This is a genomic window from Glutamicibacter sp. PAEs-4, assembly GCF_051161755.1.
Taxonomy (GTDB): domain Bacteria; phylum Actinomycetota; class Actinomycetes; order Actinomycetales; family Micrococcaceae; genus Glutamicibacter; species Glutamicibacter nicotianae.
On record NZ_CP195017.1, the window covers coordinates 488,719 to 509,799 of the forward strand.

At 60.6% G+C, this 21,081-nt stretch carries 17 protein-coding genes and 1 tRNA gene; 11 read left to right on the top strand and 7 right to left on the bottom strand.

Annotation, left to right across the window (positions count from 1 at the left end; all coding sequences use genetic code 11):
- A complete protein-coding gene (locus ACR9WD_RS02375; RefSeq protein ID WP_121866117.1) occupies nucleotides 1–1,203 on the top strand; it encodes a glycerophosphodiester phosphodiesterase family protein in 1,203 nt (400 codons plus the stop codon).
- A gap of 48 nt (nucleotides 1,204–1,251) precedes the next feature.
- On the opposite strand, the gene ACR9WD_RS02380 is transcribed toward ACR9WD_RS02375, so the two are convergent.
- Together ACR9WD_RS02380 and tadA are read right to left on the bottom strand one after the other, a co-directional pair.
- Nucleotides 1,252–1,342 (bottom strand) — tRNA-Ser (locus tag ACR9WD_RS02380).
- Nucleotides 1,343–1,436: 94 nt separating this feature from the next.
- Nucleotides 1,437–1,913 carry a tRNA adenosine(34) deaminase TadA gene (gene tadA / locus ACR9WD_RS02385; protein ID WP_073707459.1) on the bottom strand — a complete coding sequence of 159 codons (477 nt, stop codon included), beginning with the start codon at nucleotides 1,911–1,913 and terminating at the stop codon, nucleotides 1,437–1,439.
- Between the two features lie 169 nt (nucleotides 1,914–2,082).
- Here tadA and upp point away from each other — a divergent pair, with 169 nt between their 5' ends.
- A complete protein-coding gene (gene upp, locus ACR9WD_RS02390) occupies nucleotides 2,083–2,730 on the top strand; it encodes a uracil phosphoribosyltransferase (protein ID WP_066144007.1) in 648 nt (215 codons plus the stop codon).
- 35 nt (nucleotides 2,731–2,765) lie between these two features.
- Here the strand turns inward: upp and ACR9WD_RS02395 are convergent, their stop codons facing one another.
- Nucleotides 2,766–4,277 carry a sensor histidine kinase gene (locus ACR9WD_RS02395; protein WP_121866118.1) on the bottom strand — a complete coding sequence of 504 codons (1,512 nt, stop codon included), beginning with the start codon at nucleotides 4,275–4,277 and terminating at the stop codon, nucleotides 2,766–2,768.
- Nucleotides 4,274–5,014 (bottom strand): response regulator transcription factor, encoded by a 741-nt coding sequence (locus ACR9WD_RS02400; RefSeq protein ID WP_038992352.1) that lies wholly within the window; start codon nucleotides 5,012–5,014, stop codon nucleotides 4,274–4,276. Before ACR9WD_RS02400 ends, ACR9WD_RS02395 begins: the two co-directional genes overlap by 4 nt.
- Before the next feature lie 616 nt (nucleotides 5,015–5,630).
- Here ACR9WD_RS02400 and ACR9WD_RS02405 point away from each other — a divergent pair.
- The 4 genes from ACR9WD_RS02405 to ACR9WD_RS02420 all read left to right on the top strand — a co-directional run bounded on the left by ACR9WD_RS02405 (nucleotide 5,631) and on the right by ACR9WD_RS02420 (nucleotide 9,990).
- Nucleotides 5,631–6,416, top strand: coding sequence for a winged helix-turn-helix domain-containing protein (locus ACR9WD_RS02405; RefSeq protein ID WP_066144014.1), 786 nt, complete (start codon nucleotides 5,631–5,633; stop codon nucleotides 6,414–6,416).
- Between the two features lie 69 nt (nucleotides 6,417–6,485).
- Nucleotides 6,486–7,013 carry a SixA phosphatase family protein gene (locus tag ACR9WD_RS02410; protein WP_066144017.1) on the top strand — a complete coding sequence of 176 codons (528 nt, stop codon included), beginning with the start codon at nucleotides 6,486–6,488 and terminating at the stop codon, nucleotides 7,011–7,013.
- 227 nt (nucleotides 7,014–7,240) lie between these two features.
- Nucleotides 7,241–8,368, top strand: a complete 1,128-nt coding sequence (locus ACR9WD_RS02415) for a DUF1611 domain-containing protein (RefSeq protein ID WP_121866119.1) — start codon at nucleotides 7,241–7,243, stop codon at nucleotides 8,366–8,368.
- Between the two features lie 8 nt (nucleotides 8,369–8,376).
- Nucleotides 8,377–9,990, top strand: a complete 1,614-nt coding sequence (locus tag ACR9WD_RS02420; protein ID WP_434922641.1) for an ABC transporter transmembrane domain-containing protein — start codon at nucleotides 8,377–8,379, stop codon at nucleotides 9,988–9,990.
- On the opposite strand, the gene ACR9WD_RS02425 is transcribed toward ACR9WD_RS02420, so the two are convergent.
- Genes ACR9WD_RS02425 through ACR9WD_RS02435 form a run of 3 tightly spaced genes read right to left on the bottom strand, consistent with a single transcriptional unit; the run spans nucleotide 9,987 to nucleotide 13,749 of the window.
- A complete protein-coding gene (locus ACR9WD_RS02425) occupies nucleotides 9,987–10,598 on the bottom strand; it encodes a TetR/AcrR family transcriptional regulator (protein WP_073707464.1) in 612 nt (203 codons plus the stop codon). The two genes, ACR9WD_RS02420 and ACR9WD_RS02425, sit on opposite strands and share 4 nt — an antisense overlap.
- Entirely contained in the window at nucleotides 10,595–12,925 is a 2,331-nt protein-coding gene (locus ACR9WD_RS02430) for a YhgE/Pip domain-containing protein (protein WP_073707465.1), read from the bottom strand. Before ACR9WD_RS02430 ends, ACR9WD_RS02425 begins: the two co-directional genes overlap by 4 nt.
- Nucleotides 12,922–13,749, bottom strand: coding sequence for an ABC transporter ATP-binding protein (locus tag ACR9WD_RS02435; RefSeq protein ID WP_434922642.1), 828 nt, complete (start codon nucleotides 13,747–13,749; stop codon nucleotides 12,922–12,924). The genes ACR9WD_RS02430 and ACR9WD_RS02435 overlap by 4 nt, the downstream gene beginning before the upstream one ends.
- 317 nt (nucleotides 13,750–14,066) lie before the next feature.
- Between ACR9WD_RS02435 and ACR9WD_RS02440 the strand changes: the two genes are divergently transcribed.
- From ACR9WD_RS02440 to ACR9WD_RS02460, 5 genes are all read left to right on the top strand, one after another.
- Nucleotides 14,067–15,983: an ExeM/NucH family extracellular endonuclease gene (locus ACR9WD_RS02440; protein WP_434922643.1), complete on the top strand. Its 1,917-nt coding sequence runs from the start codon at nucleotides 14,067–14,069 to the stop codon at nucleotides 15,981–15,983.
- A gap of 269 nt (nucleotides 15,984–16,252) precedes the next feature.
- Nucleotides 16,253–17,584 carry an ABC transporter substrate-binding protein gene (locus ACR9WD_RS02445; RefSeq protein WP_434922644.1) on the top strand — a complete coding sequence of 444 codons (1,332 nt, stop codon included), beginning with the start codon at nucleotides 16,253–16,255 and terminating at the stop codon, nucleotides 17,582–17,584.
- 90 nt (nucleotides 17,585–17,674) lie between these two features.
- Nucleotides 17,675–18,775 (top strand): carbohydrate ABC transporter permease, encoded by a 1,101-nt coding sequence (locus ACR9WD_RS02450; protein ID WP_121866123.1) that lies wholly within the window; start codon nucleotides 17,675–17,677, stop codon nucleotides 18,773–18,775.
- Between the two features lie 34 nt (nucleotides 18,776–18,809).
- On the top strand, nucleotides 18,810–19,655 hold the full coding sequence (locus tag ACR9WD_RS02455) for a carbohydrate ABC transporter permease (RefSeq protein ID WP_073707469.1): 846 nt from the start codon (nucleotides 18,810–18,812) through the stop codon (nucleotides 19,653–19,655).
- Complete coding sequence (locus tag ACR9WD_RS02460) at nucleotides 19,655–21,073, top strand: GH1 family beta-glucosidase (RefSeq protein ID WP_083586855.1); 1,419 nt, start codon at nucleotides 19,655–19,657, stop codon at nucleotides 21,071–21,073. Before ACR9WD_RS02455 ends, ACR9WD_RS02460 begins: the two co-directional genes overlap by 1 nt.
- The last annotated feature ends 8 nt before the right edge of the window (nucleotides 21,074–21,081 follow it).

Sequence of the window (21,081 nt, forward strand, 5' to 3'; positions counted from 1 at the left end):
ATGAAACTGCGCAAAATCATCCTCGGCACAGCAACCCTGGCTTTGGCCTTCACCTTGGCCGCTCCTGCAGGAGCCGCACCGATTGAACCGACTGGTTCCGATCCACTGATCATCGGCCACCGCGGAGCAGCCGGTGTGGCTCCGGAGAACACCTTGCCAGCCATCAAGGCAGGCAGCCAGTCTGGCGCCGAATTCATTGAAATCGACGTGCAGCTGTCCAAGGACGGGGTGCCGTTCATCTTCCATGACGGAACTCCTTCGCGCACCACGAACGTGGCAGAGGTATTCCCTGACCGCGTCAATGACCCCATCACGTCATTCACCTGGGACGAACTGCAGCAGCTCGATGCCGGTTCCTACTTCTCGGACGAGTTCAAGGGAACCAAGATTCCCCATTTCGATGAGGTCCCAGGTGCACTGGCCGGCGGTACCGGCGTCTTCATCGAAATCAAGGATCCGGCCAAGTCCCCAGGCGTGGAGAAGCTGGTAGCGGACGCGCTGGCCGAGGATCCGGAGTGGAAGGCGCTCGCCGACGCGAACAAGATCGAGGTGCTCAGCTTCGACGCGGCATCCAACCAGATGTTCGCCCAATTGGCTCCGGAAGTGCCTCTGCAGCAGCTGACGGGAACCGTGCCAACTGCCGCGGAACTGGCAAACTACGCGACCTACGCTGATTCCTTCGGCACCAACTACCGCACGCTTGATGCCGCCGGTGCCCAGCGCGTGAAGGACGCAGGCTTGGGCTTGGGCGTCTACACGGTCAACGCCACCGAAGCTGCTGACGATGCCATGGCTCTGGGCGTCGAGCGGATCACCGGCGACTTCCCAACACAGATTAACCGCCATATCGGTGGACAGAAGGACTTCCCGGCCAACAACGGCGTGGTGATTGCCGACGCGGTCAACGACGTGCCTGGAAACGACGTCGCTCCGGAAAATGGCGAGCACGTGATCCTGGAGAACACCGGCAAACGCACCATCGATGTCAGCGGCTACATCATTCGCGATGCCGCCAACAACATCTTGGAAATCGGCCAGGGATACGAGCTAGAGCCAGACGAGCAGCTGCGCGTGTACTCGGGTCCGGGCACCAACAGCGACGAAGCTTTCTACGTGGACGGTCCGGGCATCTTGAACAATGCCGGTGATTCGCTGGCACTGTGGGATGCCAAGGGCAAGCTCACCGATACCTTCGCGAACTAGCGCTAGATAAGGCAAAACCCCGGTAATCACTGATTACCGGGGTTTTTCTGGCGGTGACGGTGGGATTTGAACCCACGGTACGGGGTTACCGTACACAACATTTCGAGTGTTGCACCTTCGGCCGCTCGGACACGTCACCAGACCTGATAACTCTATAACGAACATCAGGTGAAAACAAAAACGAGAACGCTGTTTTTGGCTTGAAGTGTTCCGAAACACATCAACGTCGGCTCCTAGCCGCGCTTGCCCCGGAAGAATTCACGCAGCAGCTCTGCGCATTCGTCTTCCTTGACCCTCGAGTACACCTCGACCCAATGGTTCAAGCGCGGTTCACGGACGATGTCGAAAACCGAGCCGCAGGCCCCGGCCTTCTCGTCCCAGGCCCCGAAGACCAGCTTGGGAATGCGCGAAAGGACGATGGCCCCGGCGCACATGGCGCAGGGCTCCAAGGTCACCACCAGCGTGCAGTCCGATAGGCGCCAGCCATCGTCTTGCCCTGTGGCTTCCAGTGCCTTGACCGCATTGCGGATGGCGACCACCTCGGCATGCGCTGTAGGGTCCTTGACCGCCTCGCGCTCATTGCGGCCGGTGGCCAGCACTTCGCCTTCGGGGGAGAGGATAACGGCGCCGATGGGCACGTCATCGGTGGCTAGCGCTTTGCGCGCTTCAGCCAAGGCGAGGTCCATCCAAGCATCAAATTCGTGCACCATAGTGCTTTCACTTTACGTGTTTTGCGACGGCTGCCGGGCTCCGGGAGCGTGGATCACCGCCCGCTGCACTGAAGTTTGCTGTTTCCTTGGGCACACCAAAGACCTTTAACAGCGCGAAATCGAGGATTTCTCTCGATTTGGCCGAGGCGGTGCTGATAGATTTCTACTTATGCGCGTACAGGTAGTCGACCACCCACTGGTGGCACACAAGGTTTCGGTTCTTCGTGATAAGAACACCCCCTCCTCGATTTTCCGCCAGCTGACCGACGAACTGGTCACCCTGCTGGCTTATGAAGCCACCCGCGAGGTGAAAACCGAAAACGTTGAGGTGCAGACCCCGGTCGCCACCACCACCGGCACCTCGATTGCCAAGCCAACCCCGCTGGTTGTCCCGATCCTGCGTGCAGGCCTGGGCATGCTCGAAGGCATGACCCGCCTGGTCCCAACCGCTGAAGTCGGCTTCCTGGGCATGGCCCGCAACGAGGAAACCCTGGACATCATCACCTACGCCGACCGCGTGCCAAACGACCTGACCGGTCGCCAGGTCTTCGTGCTGGATCCGATGCTGGCCACCGGCGGCACCTTGGCCGAGTCCATCAAGTTCATTTTCGAGCGAGGCGCGGAATCCGTCACCTGCATCTGCCTGATCGCCGCTCCTGAGGGCGTCGAGCGCCTGAAGGAAATCCACGGTGGCGACGACCGCGTGCACATCGTGCTGGCGGCGATGGACCAGAAGCTGAACGAGAAGTCCTACATCATCCCAGGCTTGGGCGATGCCGGCGACCGCCTGTATGGCGTGACCCCGCCGATTGCCTAGCATCAGCTAAGCCATGCGCCCGGAGGCCGCGGTGATTACACCGCAGCTTCCGGCGTTTCTTCATCGGTTTCGGGTTCGTCCAGCGGCAGGCGGACCTCGAAGACGGTGTCTCCTGGCGTGGACGCCACCGTAATGCTGCCGCCATGGGCTTCGACGATGCTCTTGGCGATCGGCAGGCCCAGCCCGGTGGTGCCATCGGAGCCAGAACGCGCCTTGTCGGCTCGGGTGAAACGCTCGAATACCCGGGGCAGGAATTCGGGGGCAATGCCTTCGCCGGTGTCGTGCACCCGGATGACGGCTTCATCGGCGTCCTCGTCGCGGTCCACCGATACGGTGACGGTGTTCCCGGCGGTCGTGTGCTTGCGTGCATTGGCCAGGAGATTGGTAATCACCCGGCGCAGCGAGGACGAATCGCCGTAGACGAAGGTCTGCGGCGCCTGGCAGTCGAACTCCCAATGATGGTCGCTCGCGGTCAGCCTGAAATCTTCGGTGATATCCGCGGTCAGCGAGCACAAATCGATCTTGCTGCGCTTGAAAGCATTCTCTTCGTCCAGGCGGGCCAGAAGCAGCAGATTCTCCACCAGCGAGCTCATCCGGCTGCTTTGCTGCAGCACCCGATCCACCGAGCGCTGCCCGTCAGGGGAGAAATGCTCGGTAGCGGAGAGCAGCTCGGTGTAGCCGCGGATTGCCGAGAGCGGCGTGCGCAGCTCGTGCGAGGCATCGGCGACGAACTGGCGCATCTGGGCCTGGGATTTCTCGCGGGCGGTCAGTGCGGTGGCGACGTTGCTGATCATCGCATTCAGCGCATTGCCGACATTGCCCACCTCGGTGCCGGGGATGGCATCGCGTGCGGGCACACGCTGGGTCAGGTCCACTTTGCCCGAATCGAGATCTTCGGCGGCGACCGAACCTGCCACGGCGGCCACACGCTTGAGCGAGGCCAGCGAACGCGAGATGAGCCATGAGCCGGCCAGGCCTGCACCGGCGATCAGGATCAAGGCAATGAACAGCGTCAGCCACGCCATGCCGCGCAGCGCCAGGTCGGTGCCGTGCAGGGGCAAGCCGACGATCAGGATGCCGTTGGAGCCGGAGTCCTTCACGGCGACCAGGTAGTAGTCTCCCACGGTCAGGTGGGCGCGTACCGGCTTGAACTGCCCTCCGGCACGCAACGTGCTCAGTTCGAGATCCACCATCGGGATGGCGTCTTCCTGGCTCAGCTGCTTCAGTTCGCCGGTGCGTTCATCCAGCACGCCGCCGTTGAAGACGTACTTGTCGACGAATCGGGCGGTCAGCGTGCCGGCTGACTGGCCCGGAGCATCCAACCGGGAGTTCACCGCTGGCGCGCCCTGCGAATAATTCAGCGCGCGTTCGGTGGTGAGCCGCAGCTGGCTGTTGAGCTGGTCCATCAACGTCTGGCGCATGCCGGCGTTGTAGAGCAGGCCGAGCAATACGGATACTGCGGTGACCGAGGTCAGCAGGATGAGCAGCAGCTTGCGCTGCAGCGCGTGCGGCGAGCTCACCCTGGTATTCGGGGAAAAGAAGCTCATGCAGCCGGCTTCAGCACGTAGCCGACACCACGCACGGTATGGATCATCGGCTCAGCATCAACATCGATCTTCTTGCGCAGGTACGAGATGTACAACTCGACAATGTTCGCCTGCCCGTCGAAATCGTAGTGCCAGACGTTGTCCAGGATCTGCGACTTGGACACCACTCGGCGGGCATTGCTCATCAGGTAGCTGAGCAAGTCGAATTCGGTGGCGGTCAGCGAAATTTCGCGGCCTGCACGCGATACGTCGTGCGAGTCCATGTTCAGCACCAGGTCGCCGACCACTAGTTCAGCGGAATCTGCGGTGGCCGCGCCTGAACGTTCCACGAGACGGTGCAACCGGATCAGGACCTCTTCGAGGCTGAAAGGCTTGGCGACATAGTCGTCTGCACCCGCGCCCAGGCCTTCGATGCGATCCTCGACCGCGTCCTTGGCGGTCAGGAAGAGAACTGGGATCTCCGGGAAATGGGTGCGCACCTTGCGCAGCACTTCCGGGCCGTCGAATCCGGGCAGCATCCAGTCGAGGACCAGGACGTCAGGGGCCAAGGAGCGGGCGGTCGCCACTGCTTCCGGCCCATCGTGGGCCATCGTGGCTTCCCAGCCGAGCATGCGGGTTCCCATGGCGACCAATTCTGCCAGCGAAGGTTCATCATCGACCACGAGAACTTTGATTGCCGTGCCGTCAGGGTGGGTCAGCCGAGGCAATTGCGAAGGTGAAAATCGAGATTCATTCATGTTTATCAGCTTGTCCTATTGCCATGGGCCGAGAATATGTTTTTGCTGTGTGCAAGCTATGACTGCAAGTCGATTTTATGCGGAGAAAACCCAAACCGATAGTGGTTAATTTGGTCAACCCCTAAGAACGACGAATGATTGAAGCGTGGACAAGAGGGAGTGATGAATGGATATTCAGGCCTCTGAATGGACTAGGCGAAATGACGAAGTTCAATTGAAAGCTTGAGCATATTGTTTAGTTAAGCGCTTAGACAGTCCAGAATTGCCTAAAGTGGCGTGCGTCACGTTTGGAAACATTCGTCTCACTATGTGGACACGGGTGTCCATTGTTACTTGCAAGTTGTCAATGTTACGAGGAAACTAGAGGTGTGAGTACGGCGCAGAACAGCAAAGGCACCTCGAATAACGACCTCGAATTGCCCGTGATTGTTCTCAACGAATGCTCGGCGTCCTTGGCGTCCAGATCGAATTGCGAGTGATTCGCAATCCGGATTTTGGGTGTTATTGACGGGAAACCCAACTGCTGAACGTGGACGAAGGCCGCGGACAGCGCAAGCAAAACCCGAAGCATGAGCGCCAAACCACTTGGCCTTCGCACTAAAAGAGGAAAAAGATTATGTCGGCTGGTTCCGGATACGTCCACGTTTCAATTCGCAATGCGCAGAACCGCGCAGCAGCTGCCCAGCGTGCAGCTTCTGGCAACTATGCACCAGCGGGCTATCGCCCACTGCGCGCAGTTTCCAATGTTCATGAAACTCGTGATGCATCGCATCAGCCAGCTCAGGCTCCAGTGCAGCCAACCGGCCAGCCGAGCGCCGATACCTCAGCACGCGGCTTCGTGCTCTACGTAGGCCTGGATGAAACCGCAGCCCAGGCGCAGGGCACCTCGCTAGGCAAGCTTGCCACCCAGGTGCGCGCCTTCCTGGCCACCCTGTCGCCGCAGGCACAGACCCACGCCGCCGTAGCGCTGGCACCAACCAGTGCGCAGGGCGAGCCAATCGATGTTGTTCGCCAGGCACTGGGCGACCCGACGATTTCCCGCCGGCCTCGCGCTGAAGCCCGCCCATCCACCCCGCGCCCATCGGGTGTGCTGATTGACCTCTCGCGCCGCGAAGTCTACCTGGATGGCGAAACCCTGAACCTGACCTTCAAGGAATTCGAGCTGCTGAACTTCCTCGTGGAAAACGGCACCCGCACCGTAGGCCGTGAAGAGCTGCTGGAAAACCTGTGGCGCAACGCCGAAGAAGTCCCCAATGAACGCACCATCGACGTGCATATCCGTCGCCTGCGTTCGAAGCTGGGACGCCTGGCCAACACCGTGCGAACCGTGCGCGGCCAGGGCTACCGCTTCTACGAGCACCCAGAAGTGGTCGTCTGGGCTGCTCCGGAATACTCCATCTAGCAGTTGCTGACAGCAGTGGCGGGCAAACCGGGTTCGGTTTGCCCGCCACTGCTGTCTTAAGCTGGGACAATGAACACCATTCACTCCCGCAAGCTCATTCTGATGCGCCACGCCAAGGCCGACTACCCGCTAGGCGTCGCGGATCACGACCGGCCGCTGGCAGCCCGCGGCCACCGCGAGGCTCCCGCCGCCGGAGCCTGGCTTGTAGAGAATGGCCTGATCCCGGACTACATCATCTGCTCCGATGCGCTGCGTGCGCGCGCCACCTGCGCGTGGGTGCTGTCCGAGCTTGGTGAAAAGGGTCCAACCCCCTACATCGACTCGCGCATCTTCACCGCGGGCGTCTCCCAGCTGTGCTCCATCATCAATGAGGTCCCGGATACGGTCAGCTGCCTGCTGGTGATCGGGCATCAGCCGGTGCTGCAGGAATTGGCGTTGCGCTTGGCCGCTATGGACTCGGATGAAGAAGCCGTCTACGAGCTGGCGATGAACTATCCGACCCTGGGAACCACGGTGCTGGAAACTTCGCACCCGTACTCGCATTTGGATGCCCGTGATGCGCGCGTCACACATTTCACCGCACCTCGGCCTGCATGAGAGAAGTCTCATCAAGATTTTTCTAACGCACTAGTCAGCATGTAAATAAGTGATGATCTGGATGTATGAGAAGCAGATGATAACCCTCTCATCGAATCCACCTCGTCGTCTCATGAACCGTTCACTTTGAGTTCACTATTGCTCGTTTCACTAGGAATCGTTGGCAGCACAGCCAGCACCGGCACACGGCAACCGCAGGCCGGAAACAGTGAAAGAGGAACAGGCAAATGGCCATCATCGCAGAATCGCTTCCAACGCAGACCACCGCAGCCCGCAACGAAGTGCAGCAGCAGATCGATGCACAGCGTGCTCGCACCATCCGCGCCGCCTACACCACCCGCTTTGTCGCAGCCGAGCTGCAGCGCAACCCCCAGGATTTCCAGGTCGTGCGCCGCGCGAACATGGCGCCTCGTGCCGGCGACGTCGTGATTGCCACCGTCACCGAGCTGGGCAAGCACACGCGCCTGCAGTCCCCGGTTTCCCGCCGCCAGCTGATGTTCGTCGGCCAGGAGATCATGGTCGCCTACGGCGACCGCTACGCACCGGACCAGTTCCTTGCCCATGTGCCGCAGAACCTGGGCCCCTGCCAGCTGGTGGCCGGCGGCGGCGTCGCCAGCGAAGTCATCGAGCAGCACGCCACGATCGACATGGCGACCCAGCTGCAGCCAACCGGCCTGCTGATGCGCCACGGCAAGGTCGTGAACCTGGCGGACTTCGCACCGCTGGGCATCGAGGACGATTCCCCGCGCCCGGCGCAGGCCGGCGCCCAGCGCCCGCCGGTGATCGCGGTGCTGGGCACCTCGATGAACTCCGGCAAGTCCACCACCCTGGGGTGCCTGGTCAACGGCCTGGTCAACTCCGGCATGGCAGTTGCCGCAGGCAAGGCCACCGGCACCGGAGCAGGCAACGACCCGGACCTGTTCACCGATGCCGGCGCCTTCAGCGTCTGCGACTTCACCGACTTCGGCTTCCCGACCACCTACCGCCTGGACTACGAAACCGTCCGCGACCTGCTGGTGGCGATAATCCGCGAGCAGAGCGCCACCGGCGCGGACGCAGTGGTCATCGAGATCGCCGACGGCCTGTTCCAGGGCGAGACCTCCCGCTTGCTGCTCGACCCGGTCTTCTCCGAGCACGTGGACCGCGTGCTGTTCAGCGCCCAGGACGCGCTGGGCGCGCTGGCCGGCGAACGCATCCTGCGCGAAGCAGGCCTGGATGTTGCCGCGGTGTCCGGAGTGCTCACCGCCTCCCCGCTGGCCGCGAAGGAAGCCCAGGCGCAGCTGGCCACCCCGGTCATCGGGACCTTCGACCTGTGCCAGGCCGAGGTTGCCGCCGCGCTGCTGCCAACCCGCTAGGAGCCGCAATGCTGGACCAGAAGACCGCCGCCGCGCCGGTGGCCCAGCCCGAGCGCCTGCCGCCACTGGTGGCGCCCGGCCGGCGGATGCTCCTGGCCGGACTGCTCAGCCTAGGCGTTCTCGCCGGCCTGCTCTCGATTGCCATTGGCTGGCTGATCGGGCAGCTCTCGGCAAGCCTCAGCGCCGGGGCGCTAGCCGCGGTGCTGGGCCTGGCGGGCTGCTTCTTCCTGGCCAAATACGCTGAACGGGTGCTGGCCGAGAAGCTGGGCCAGCACTATGTGGCCCAGCTGCGCCGCGGGCTGGTGGCCCACGCTTTGCGCAGCGCCCGCGGCCCGTCCATGGGCATCACCATTGCCCGCTCCACCAACGACCTGTCCTCGATCCGCAACTGGATTGTGCAGGGCATGGTCCCGCTGGTGGCCGGCCTGCCGCTGCTGATCGTCAGCGGCACGGGGCTGTGGTTCCTGCATCCGCTGCTGGCCCTCAGCCTGGGCGCGACGCTGGTGCTGGAAGGCATCCTGCTGACGAGCCTGGCCGGCGGGACGTTCCTCAGCGCCCGGACCCTGCGCCGGCACCGCGGGAACCTGGCTGCGCGCATTGCCGATACCGTGGCCGCGCGGACCGCGATTGCCGCCGGGGGCGGCATCGAGCGGGAGGTGCAAAGGGTTCAGGACACCTCGCAGAAGGTGATTGACGCGTCGGTGCATCGCGCCCGGTTCGCCGCGGCCCTGCGCGGCGGGGCGCTGGCCATTCCGCTGCTGGGTACCGCGCTTCTCGTGGCCGCGGCCGCGCAGGCACAGCTTCCGGCAGCCGCCGTGGCGACCGCGCTGACGCTGATGGGAATCTGCGCCGGAACCCTGGGCGAGTGGGGCCGCGTGGTGGAGTACCGGCAGAATTACAAGGCCGGCCGGCGCATCATCGCGCCGCTGCTGGCCGAGCAGGAACGCTGGCAGGCCAGCGAAGCATCGCCGGCGAGCACCCGCGATGCGAAGGAGCTGATGCTCCAGCCGTCCTCAGTGCGCATCCAGCTTCCGGAATCGATGGCCGGGAAGTTTCCCATGCTGCGAGCCCAGCCCGGGCAGCGCATCGCGGTGCGCGGAAACCAGGGGGACTGCGCCGCATTGCTCGCGGCCATCGCCACCGGCAGCCTGGCTCATGACGCCGACCCGCAGGCCGGGGTGTGGATCGCCGAGGGGCGAAGCGAGGATTTGCCTGCGACCGGCCGCCGCAAGCTGATCGGCGCCGCATTGGAGTCCATGGTTCCCGAGCGCGGCAGCGTTGCCCGCGCGCTGCGCTACCGCCATCCGGGCGCGTCGCTGCGCAAGGCAGTGGCACTGGCGGAAACCTGCGGGCTGCAGATGGCCCACCTGCCCGATGCGGAGGAAACCCGCTTGCGCCGGGGCGGAGAACCGCTGAATTCCGCGCAGCAGGCCTCGCTGCTGGTGGCGCGGGCGCTATTGCGCGAACCGCCGCTGCTGGTGCTCGATTCGCTGCTGGCCCGCCTGCCCGATGCTGCCTATGCCACGGTGGCCGAACTGCTCAACGACTATCCCGGGGTGCTGATCTTCAGCGGCGAACTGCCGGGCATCAGCGAAACCGCCAGCTGGGAAGCGCGGGCCTAATTGCTGGCTGGTGGACGGGTGGCACGCAGCCCGTCCACGGTGAGCAGCACGGCGCGCACCGTCTGCTCGCGGTCCAGATCGGTCCGTCCCGAGGCGCGCATGCGGGCGGTGAACAAGGCGGCGCCGAAAATGCTGGTGGCTACCGACAGCTTCTGCTCCGGGGCGAGCACCACGAGGCGTTCTAGGACCTCGATGATCAGCCCGGTCACCTGCGTATTCAGCGGGGTGCCGGCGAATGCATTGGCGGTGTCGGCATCCAGCTGCTCCTGCATCCACAGATGGGCGAAGGCCGGGTAGCTGGCCACGAAATCCATGGCGAATTCCAGCATCTGGCGCAGCGCCAGGTAGGGGTCTTCCGCGGAAGCAACGCGTGCCAGTTCGCCCATGAGCTTCTGCGCGCCGTAGCTGAGCAGCTGGCTGACCAGCTCGTCCTTGGAACCGAAATTGTAGTAGACGGTGCCCTTGGAAACGCCGGCGGCCGCGGCGATCTCGTCCACCGAGACGGACTCGGGGGAGCGCGAACCGAGCAGCCTCATGGCCGCTTCGAAGAGCTTTTCCTTCGAATCCGTGGCGCGCACGCGGCGGCGCTGGCCGGTTAGCGTTGTCATTCTTTCAGCTCCGGTTGCAGTGTTGCCAGGCGCCAAGTCTTGTTCTTGCGTACCGCAAGCATACTCAAGACTAGTCCAATGGCGGTGTAGATGAGCAATGAGCCTGCGACCGCGGAGAGCACATTCAATTCCGCTCCGTACACCAGGTGACGCAGTCCGACGACCACATTACCCATCGGCAAGATCTGGTGCAGGAAGTGCAATGGCGCTGGCAGGGTCTCCCACGGGAAGGTACCGCCGGCGGTGACCAGCTGAAGCACCATCAAGACGAGCACCACAAACTTGCCGGCAGTTCCTAGCAGGGCGAAGCAGCCTTGGATGAGGGCGCTGAAGCACAGGGCGGCGAGTACCAGAAGGAACCATGCCATCCATGGGTGCGCCGTGTGTAGACCCAGTCCGAAGTGCACCACTGCGTAGAGCAAGCTGGTCTGGATCACGGCAACGGCCGCGAATGGTATCCAACCACCGAGCGAGATCTTCCAGTTGCTGCCGTTGGACAGCAGTGCGCGCTTGGTAATGGGGCGCATCACCTGCGTGAGGATCAGTACACCGATAAAGGTCGCCAGCGTCATGAAGAATGGGGCTAGACCCTCACCATAGACTTGGGCTTCGGACTGCTTGGTGTTCTCCACCGTCACCGGGTTACCGATCACATCGGAGAGCTCTTCACTGGTCTTCTTATCGGGGTTAGGAACCTGCTTGACGCCGTCATCCAGGCCCGTGGCCAGCTCGTTGGAGCCATCTTGGAGCTTGGTGGTACCGTCGGACAGATCGCCGACACCATCGGAAAGCTGGACCAAACCGCTGTGGAGCTGGTCGGCGCCGGTCACCAGGGAACCGGCTCCGGAATCCAGCTTCTTGGCACCCTCGGAGGCCTGGGTCGCACCGGTCAGTGCGGACTTCTGGCCTTCGGCCAACTGCTTGGCACCGTCGTGGGCACTGTCCGCGCCGGTGGCAAGTTTCGCTGAGCCGTCAGCGGCCGAGGAAATTCCGTCCACGAGGCTTGGTACCGCAGCGTTCAGCGTCTTGGTGCCCTGGGCAAGGGTGCCCAGACCGGTAGCTAGCTGTTCGTTACCATCGGCGACCTTGTCGGCACCATCCGAGAGTGTGTGCAGGTTATCTTGCAGTCCTGCAAGGCCGGTGTTGACCTTGTCCACCTTGTTCTTCAAGGTGTTGCTCAGCGTCGAGTTCTCCACGCTATCGCTGACCTTGGACTTGATGGTGTCTGCTTGCTCTTGGGTCAACACACCGTCGGCCACCAGCTTGTCCAGCTCGGCCTGCGTATCGGTCTTGACGTTCTGCAGTTGCTTGTCGGTTTCGTCCTGCAGCTCGTTGATCACCGAGATGGCGTCATCGGCGGTGTCGGAGAGCTGCTTATTTCCATCGGCGACTTGACGTGCGCCGGTGGCCAACTGGTCGGCAGCGCTCTTGGCGCTCTGGGCGCCATCGTTGAGCTGTTTGACCGAGCTTGGCAGGGTCTTGGTCTTGGATTTCATGGCGCTCAAACCATCGCTGAGCGTATCTGCACCGGTGGCTAGCTCTCCGGTGCCATCGGCCAGAGAATTGCTGCCATCGAGCAGTTTCTTCTGACCTGTGACCAGCTGAGAAAGGCCACTGGAAAGTTCGCTGGTTCCATCCTTGAGCTGGACAGCACCGTCGGAGAGTTCACTACTGCCATCAACAAGCTTGGTGGTGCCATCGGCCAGGGTCACGATGCCATCACCTAGGGTGATCGTGCCGTCGTAGAGCTGTTGTGCGCCGTCCGCGGCTTTATCCATAGAGCTGTGAATGTCTACAAAGCCGGCGATCATCGCCGACGCGGTTTCGGTGCCGACTTCTTCGGAGACCGAAGTGCGCACCGAGGTGGTCAGGGTCCGTGCGAAGTTGGAGACCATGAAGTTATTCGCGTCATTGGTCAGCAACTCAATATTGGCCTGGCTGGCATCTTTGAAGTCGCCGGGGGACAGCAGCGCAGCGGTGAAATTATCGGGTAGAACGAGGGCGAAGGCGTATTTGCCGCTGGCCACCGCGTCGGCGGCTTCGTCTCTCGAATCGAGATGCGCCCAGCTGAAGGTCCCATCGTCTTCGAGGTTCTCAACGACATCGTCGGCGACACGGGTGAATTTGCCGTCCTTTTCCCCGCCGTCATCGAGATTAACGACGGCCGCGGTGACCTTGTCTAAGTTTCCCTGGGGGTCCCAGTTGGCGTAGAGGTAGAGGGCACCATAAAGCAGAGGTACACAGGTCACCGCGATGAGCGCCAGCTTTGGCAGGGTGCCACGGGTCATGCGCTTTAGCTCGGAGAGCGCAAGTTGCAAAGTGGTCATTCTTTTTCCTTCGCGTCGCTATCCTCTGCGACAGTTGGTACTGCGTCGCTGTGTTCTGCCGGTGTGGATTCTTGCTCCGCGGACTTGGGCTCCACTGTTTCTGGAACGTCTAGATCCAGCTCATCTTGAACAGATACTTGCGACAAAACCTCTGTTTTATCGGGTTCCTCTAGTTCTGCAGGCGCTTCAGAATTTTCGGGCTCTTCTGGCTCTTCTAGTTCTTCGGGTTCTTCTGGCTCTTCAACCAGAGGTTCTCCGGAGATGAGCGCGGTGGCTTCTTCCGGTGATTCAAATTCTTCGTACTCGTTGGATCCCAGGTAAGTGATCGGTCCATCCCACTCGTAAGGGGCGTTACTGACAATGGCGACGATCGCGAATGCGCGGTTCGAGCCAGCAAATTCAAGCAGGAGATCCAGCCAGACATCATCTTGCATGTCGTGGCGATCAGGGGAGTCAAGGACTATAAGTTCGATGCGGGAGTCTTCTGCGGCCAGTAAAAGTTGCAGTTCCAACCGGCGGGCGGGATCTAGGGAATCTGCCCAATCCTTGGCCACATCATCGAATCCGTGCAGTGCTGTCCACTTTTTATTGCGTGGTTTTTTCCAGATCGGGCCCGGCAGAAGGGCGAGGTCTTCGGCGATGAGATCGCGGACCTTCATATGTGATTCAGGTTCGTTGACCTCTGGAGAATCCAGGAGGGCAGTGTGCTGGCGCAGGGTTTTCAGGGAGTCAGCGTGACCCCACGAGACGGTCCCCGTAGATGGTTTCATGCGCCCGCTCAGGGCTAGGGCCAAGGCGGTACGTGAGATTTGCGGGTCGGCCACCACAAGGTGTACCTCTCCGCGAGTTACTTGAAGCGAGGTGGGGGACACCAGTAAATCGTGGCGTCCCTTGACGGAAACTGAATCTGCGATAAGCACAAAGCAAGACTAATTGAACTGACCGGTCAGTTCAAATAGGGAAAATATTCCTTTAATCACGTCTAGACGTAAACCGCTTGATGCTCTTGGATGGTTCTTGGCTAAGCCTTATAAACGCGGTGTGGAGTTCACGAGTAGTTCACTGAACTCTGATTACCTCGAAGCCTAGTCGCCATTGGCGGTTCTGACTACCGCCCAACGATCATCAACCGAGGGAAACTATGAGCAAGAGACGAACTACCAGTATTGCGGCAGTTCTGCTGTCCGGGGCTGTTGTTGCATCCACCTTCACCGCAGCTCAGGCTGACACGGTGGAGATCACCCCCATCGAGCAGGTGCAAGGTACGGGGGATACCTCCCCATTGGTCGGCCAAAAGACCACCGTGCGTGGCGTGGTGACCGCCGCCTATGCAGAGGGTGGAATTCGCGGATTCTACCTACAAAGCGCCGGTAGTGGGGCACAGATTCCAACAGAAGGAAGCTCGGCGGTATTCATTTACGCCCCGGACGATGTAGCTTCAGTTGAGGTCGGGGACCACCTGCAGGTCTCTGGAACGGTCAGTGAGTACTACGGGCTCACCCAGATCAAAGCCCAGAGTGTGAAGTCCCTGAGTGAGCCGGCCGAAAGCATTAAGCCATTGGCCATCACCTTGCCTAGCGACGAAGCCGGGCGCGAGCAGATCGAATCCATGCTCATTGAACCTCAGGGTGAGTTCACTGTCTCGGATAACTATTCGCTGAACCAATATGGTGAACTGACCCTAGCCATGGGAACAAGCTCGATCCTCCCAGGCGAAAAGCTGCTGCGTCAGCCCACCGACGTCTTTGCTCCGGGCAGTGCGCAGGCCGCTGAGCTAGGGAAAGAAAACGAGCAGCGCTCGATCGTGGTGGACGATGGTGCCACCCTGAATTTCAGCACCGCCAAAAACACCACCGTTGCCCTGCCATATATTGATTCTGCCCATCGCGTCAGTGTTGGAGCGGAAGCCACTTTCACCGGACCGATGATTCTGGACTACCGGTATGACCTGTGGCGACTACAGCCTCAGGGGCAGGTGATCGGCTCCGATGACGCAGATATCGCCTTGCACTTTGAGCAGATCGATAATAGTGCCCCACAGGATGTCGGCGGCAACGTGTCCGTAGGCAGCTTCAACGTACTGAACTACTTCACCACTACCGGCGATGAACTTTCCGGTTGCAGCTACTACTCGGACCGCGAAGGTAATCCAGTGACCGTCCGTCGAGGATGCGACGCTCGTGGAGCTGCCAACCAGGCCAGTTTTGAACGTCAGCAGTCCAAAATTGTTGCTGCGTTGAGCAAATTTACCGCGGATGTCGTGGTACTTGAAGAAATTGAAAACTCGGCCCGTTTTGGTCAGGATCGTGATGCTGCCCTAGCTCATCTGGTTGATCAGTTGAATTCGGCAGCCGGTTCAAAGATCTGGAAATTTGTCCCAAGCCCGGATGCTACCCCGGCTGATGAAGACGTGATCCGCACCGCGATCATCTACCGCAACAAAGCTGTGAAGCCGATCGGCGAATCGGTCATTCTCGAAGACGAGGCCTTTGATAATGCGCGCGAACCACTGGGTCAAGCCTTCCAGAAGGTCGGCGGAAATCAGAAGACTCGTTTTGTGGTCGTAGCCAATCACTTCAAGTCGAAGGGCTCAGACCCGAAAGACGGTTCGGGCAACGCTGACTCCGGCGATGGCCAGGGTGCCTGGAACGCCGATCGAGTAGATCAGGCTAAGGCGCTGGTCAGTTTTGCTGATCAGCTGAAGAAGTCACGCAACACCCAGAAGGTCTTGCTCGTTGGCGACTTCAATTCCTACGCTGCCGAAGATCCAATTCGAGTGCTCGCCGAGGCGGGCTACGTTGATCTCGGTGCCAAGGCTGACTCGCAGAGCTACGTTTATGGTGGGCTGAGCGGTTCCTTGGATCACATTCTGGCTTCCCCAGAGCTGGCTTCCAAGGTCACCGGCCAGGATATCTGGAATATCAACGCCATCGAATCCGTCGGCTATGAATACAGCCGCTACAACTACAACATCACCAACCTGTTTAGCTCGAACCAGTACCGTTCATCGGATCATGATCCGGTTCTGGTTGGATTGCAGTTGAACAAGAAGGGCTAGTTTCAGCTAGTTTTATCGGCCAGGCAACTCCCAATGGGGCAGTTGTCTGGCCGATTCTTTCGTTAAGGGTTGACAAGCAGAATCTATTGTGGAGAATTATGGAAGAAGTTTTGTGAGAGCGCTCACAAAATAGCTAAGCGGAGTTGCTGTCATTGCTATGGCAAATGGGGTTCAGGAAGAACCCTCATATTTTTGCCACATTTTGAGAGCGCTCTCAAAATATGTTGGTCTCACCTCACTCGCACAAACAAGACTTGAATGGAGTCACCGTGAACCCCTCACAAACAGCTCGGCTAGCCAAGGTTGTAGCCCTGAGCTCAAGTATTGCCCTGCTCGCAGCAGGCTGCGCATCGGGCGATAGCAAGGACGCCGCCCAGCCAGCCTCCGCGGATAATCCTGTCACCCTGACCATCACCACCTTCGGCACCCAGGGTTTGGATCCTCTGTACAAGCAGTACGAAGCCGATAACCCAGGCATCACCATTGAAGCCACCAACATCGACACCGGTGGCAACGCACTGACCGACTGGAAAACCAAACAAGCCGCGGGCGCAGGCCTGCCGGATGTTCAAGCTGTGGAAGAAGGCTGGCTCGGCCAAGTCATGACCGTTTCAGATAGCTTCACCGACCTCAACGAATACGGTGCCAAAGATATCGCCGGCGACTGGGTGGACTGGAAAGTACAGCAGGCCACCGACGCCGATGGTCGCACCATCGGCTACGGCACCGACATCGGACCTATGGGCCTGTGCTACAACAGCAAGCTCTTCAAGGCAGCCGGTCTGCCCAGCGATCGTGAACAGGTTGCAGAACTCTTCGGCGGCGCCGACTCGACGTGGGATGACTTCTTCTCCGTGGGCGAGAACTACGTGAAGAAAACCGACAAGGCCTTCTATGACCAGTCCGGCTTCGTCTGGAACGCCATGGTCAACCAGCTCGATGAAGGCTACTACAAGGCTGATGGCTCACTGAACATTGAGGGAAACACCGCACTGCGTGAGCGGTGGGATCAACTGTCGGCTGCAGCGTCCAAGGGCCTGTCCTCGGCGCAGACCCAATGGGACTGGGGCAAGGGACAAGCATTTGTCGACGGCTCCTTCGCAGTGATGCCATGCCCAGGCTGGATGTTGGGCAACGTCAAGGGTCAGGTTGAAGGCGCCGGTGGCGACGCATCGGACGGTTGGGACTTTGCCGATGTCTTCCCTGGCGGCGCAGCCAACTGGGGCGGTGCATTCCTGACGGTGCCAAGCACTTCCAAGCATCCCGCTGAGGCGGCCAAGCTCGCGCAGTACCTGACCAACGCCACCTCGCAGGCGACTTCCTTCGAAGAAGCTGGAGCCTTCCCAAGCAACATCGAAGCACAGAAGTCCAAGGCTGTGACCGGTGAGAACGACCTGACCAAGTTCTTCAATGGTGCACCGATCGGGGAAATTCTCTCGAACCGTGCCGAGGGCGTAAAGGCACAGTACAAGGGCGCGGATGATTCGGTGATTCAGGAGCAGGTCTTCGGTCCAGCAACTATCGCCATTGACAAGGGCACTGACGGGGACACCGCGTGGAACACGGCTCTGTCAACGCTGCAGGAACTGGAAATCAAGTAATCGGATTGGCCGACATAGCGCCCTGTGGGGTCAGCGTTCATCACTGACCTGGCCCCACAGAGCGCAACTGCAGCAGAAAAGAAGACACCGATGAGCACCACGACACCCATGTCACGGCCGAAACTACGGGCCGAAAAACCCAGTACGCCCACCCCAGAAAGGCTGCAGGAAGCCAAGGCAGAACGCAAAATGCGACGCCAGCACCTGCGTGGCCGACTGGATTTTAAGTACTCCCCATACCTTTATATCTCGCCCTTTTTCATCCTCTTCGCGCTGGTTGGGCTCTTCCCACTGATCTACACCTTCGTGGTATCAATCAACGACTGGGACCTGCTAGGTGGAGCCGGTGACTGGGTGGGGCTGAAAAACTACCAGGCAGAACTAGCCTCACCGCTGTTCTGGAATTCGCTGTTCAACACTTTCAGCATCTTCCTGCTCTCTGCGATCCCGCAGCTGGTGGTCGCCACCTTCATCGCAGCAATGCTTGATCAAAATATCAGGGCCAAAACTTTTTGGCGGATGAGCGTGCTGGTTCCCTACGTGGTGACTCCGGTGGCTGTCACGCTGATCTTCTCCACTGCCTTCGACGAGAAATACGGACTGATCAACAACCTGCTCGGTGCACTGAACCTGGACACGATTGCCTGGAAAACCGATGTGTTCCCCTCCCACATGGCTATTGCCACCATGGTGAACTGGCGTTGGACTGGGTACAACGCGTTGATCTTGCTGGCGGCCATGCAGGCCGTACCTCGCGAATTACACGAATCGGCGGCGATCGATGGGGCAGGAATGATTCGCCGTTTCTTCTCCATTACCCTGCCAAGTATCCGTCCCACCATGATCTTCGTGATCATCACAGCGACCATCGGCGGTTTACAGATCTTTACCGAGCCCAAACTCTTTAACCCCAGTAGTTCGGTTCCGGGCGGACCTGATCGGCAGTATCAAACCACGGTGCTTTATCTGTGGGATCTGGCCTTCAACCGCGGGGACTTTGGGCGGGCCTCGGCCGTGGCTTGGATGCTGTTTTTGATCATCATCGTGATCGGAGTGATCAACTTCTTGATCTCCGGCACCATCGCCTCGTCTTCAGATAAGCGCGGACCTCGACGGATTCCAGGCCGAAAAGCCAAACGTATCAAATCCCATCCTTCCGGTTCACTCAGAGAAAGTGCCAACGATGAGTAACGCTACCTTGCAATCAACTGCTAGACCCAAGTTGATGCGCCAGGCCCGAAACAAGAACTTTTCTGCCGACCGGCGTCCAGGATTTCTCACCTACGGTATCCTGCTGGCCTTCCTTATCGGAAGTACCTATCCGCTGTGGTATTCCTTTGTGATTGGTTCTTCTACTGGTGCAGTCTTTTCTTCGGCATGGCCACCGCTGCTTCCGGGCGGACAGTTCTGGACTAACGTGGCTGAGGTCTTTGACTCGGTGGAGTTCTGGGCTGCGCTGGGTAACAGCTTGATTGTTTCTTCAGTTATTACCTTCTCGGTGGTGATGTTTTCTACCCTTGCCGGTTACGCCTTCGCCAAGCTGCGCTTCCGCGGGCGCCAGGGACTGCTGGTTTTTGTCATTGCAACACTGGCGGTGCCGACTCAGCTCGGGATTATCCCGATGTTCATGATGATGAAGGAACTGGGGTGGACCGGTTCTTTGGGAGCGATCATGATTCCAACCCTGGTGACAGCCTTTGGCGTCTTCTTCATGCGCCAGTATCTGGTGGATAATATCCCCGACGAGCTCATCGAGGCTGCCCGAGTGGACGGCGCCTCCATGATCGGAACCTTCTGGCATGTCGGTGTTCCAGCGGCCCGGCCCGCGATGGCGATCCTGTCGCTGTTCACCTTCATGACCGCGTGGACCGACTACCTGTGGCCGATGCTGGTGGCGCCGCAGAACCCGACCTTGCAGGTGGCGTTGAGCCAGCTGCAGTCTGCACGATACGTTGACTACACCATCGTGATGAGCGGAGCCTTGATGGCGACCATCCCGCTGCTGGTGCTTTTCATTCTTGCAGGCAAGCAACTTGTATCCGGAATTATGGCAGGAGCTGTAAAGGGCTGATGATGAACCACCTATCCCAGCAATTCGCATGGCCGAAGGACTTCTTGTGGGGCTCGGCCACCGCGGCAGCCCAGATCGAAGGGGCGGCGCACTCCTACGGGAAGGAGGATTCCGTCTGGGACGCCTTCGCCCGCAAGCAGGGGGCCATCGCAGGCGGCGATAATCTCGACGTTGCGGTGGACCACTACCACCGCTACCGCGAAGATGTGCAGCTGATGCGCGAACTGGGCCTGGACTCCTACCGCTTCTCCACCAGCTGGGCCCGCATCGTTCCGGGCGGGCGCACGGTGAACCCCGAGGGCCTGGACTTCTACTCGCGGCTGGTCGACGAGCTGCTGGAGAACGGCATCCTGCCGTGGCTGACCCTGTACCACTGGGATCTGCCGCAGGCCCTGGAAGAGCGCGGCGGCTGGGCCAACCGCGAGACCGCGTACAAGTTCCTCGACTACGCCGAAGCGGTGCATGCAAAGCTCGGCGACCGGGTGAAGCACTGGACGACCTTCAACGAACCGCTGTGCTCCTCGCTGATCGGCTACGCCGCCGGCGAGCACGCCCCGGGACGCCAGGAGCCCGAGGCCGCGCTGGCCGCGGTGCACCACCAGCACCTGGCCCACGGGCTGGCCGCATCCCGGCTGCGCGAACTGGGCGCCGAGCAGATCGGCATCACGCTGAACCTGACCAACGCGGTGCCGAACGACCCGAAAGATCCTGTGGACCTGGAAGCCGCGCGCCGCATCGACGCGCTGTGGAACCGGATGTACCTGGATCCGATCCTGCGCGGCGCCTACCCGGAAGACCTGCTCGAGGACGTCAAGGGACTGGGGCTGGCCGAAGCCATCGAGCCCGGGGACCTGGAAATCATCGCGCAGCCAATCGACTTCCTGGGCGTGAACCACTACCACGACGACAACGTCTCGGGGCATCCGCTGCCACCCGGCCAGCCGCCGGCCATCGTGCCCACCGATGCGCCGAAGTCCTCGCCGTTTGTCGGCAGCGAGTACGTGAGCTTCCCGGCCCGCGACCTGCCGCGCACGGCCATGGGCTGGGAGGTGAATCCCGAGGGGCTGCGCGTGCTGCTGAACCGCCTGAAGCGCGACTACAGCAATATGCCGGCGCTGTACATCACGGAGAACGGCGCGTCCTACACGGATACGGTCACCGAGGCCGGAACCATCGAAGACACCGAACGCGAGGAATACATCCTCAACCACCTCGATGCCGTCGCCCGCGCGATCGGCGATGGCGTGGATGTCCGCGGCTACTTTCTCTGGTCCTTGCTGGATAATTTCGAATGGGCCTGGGGCTACGCCAAGCGCTTCGGAATCATCCACGTCGATTACCAGACGCAGGAACGGACGATCAAGAATAGCGGCCGGACCTACGCGGGGTTGATTGCCGCGAACCGTACAATGGCATAACACCTGAG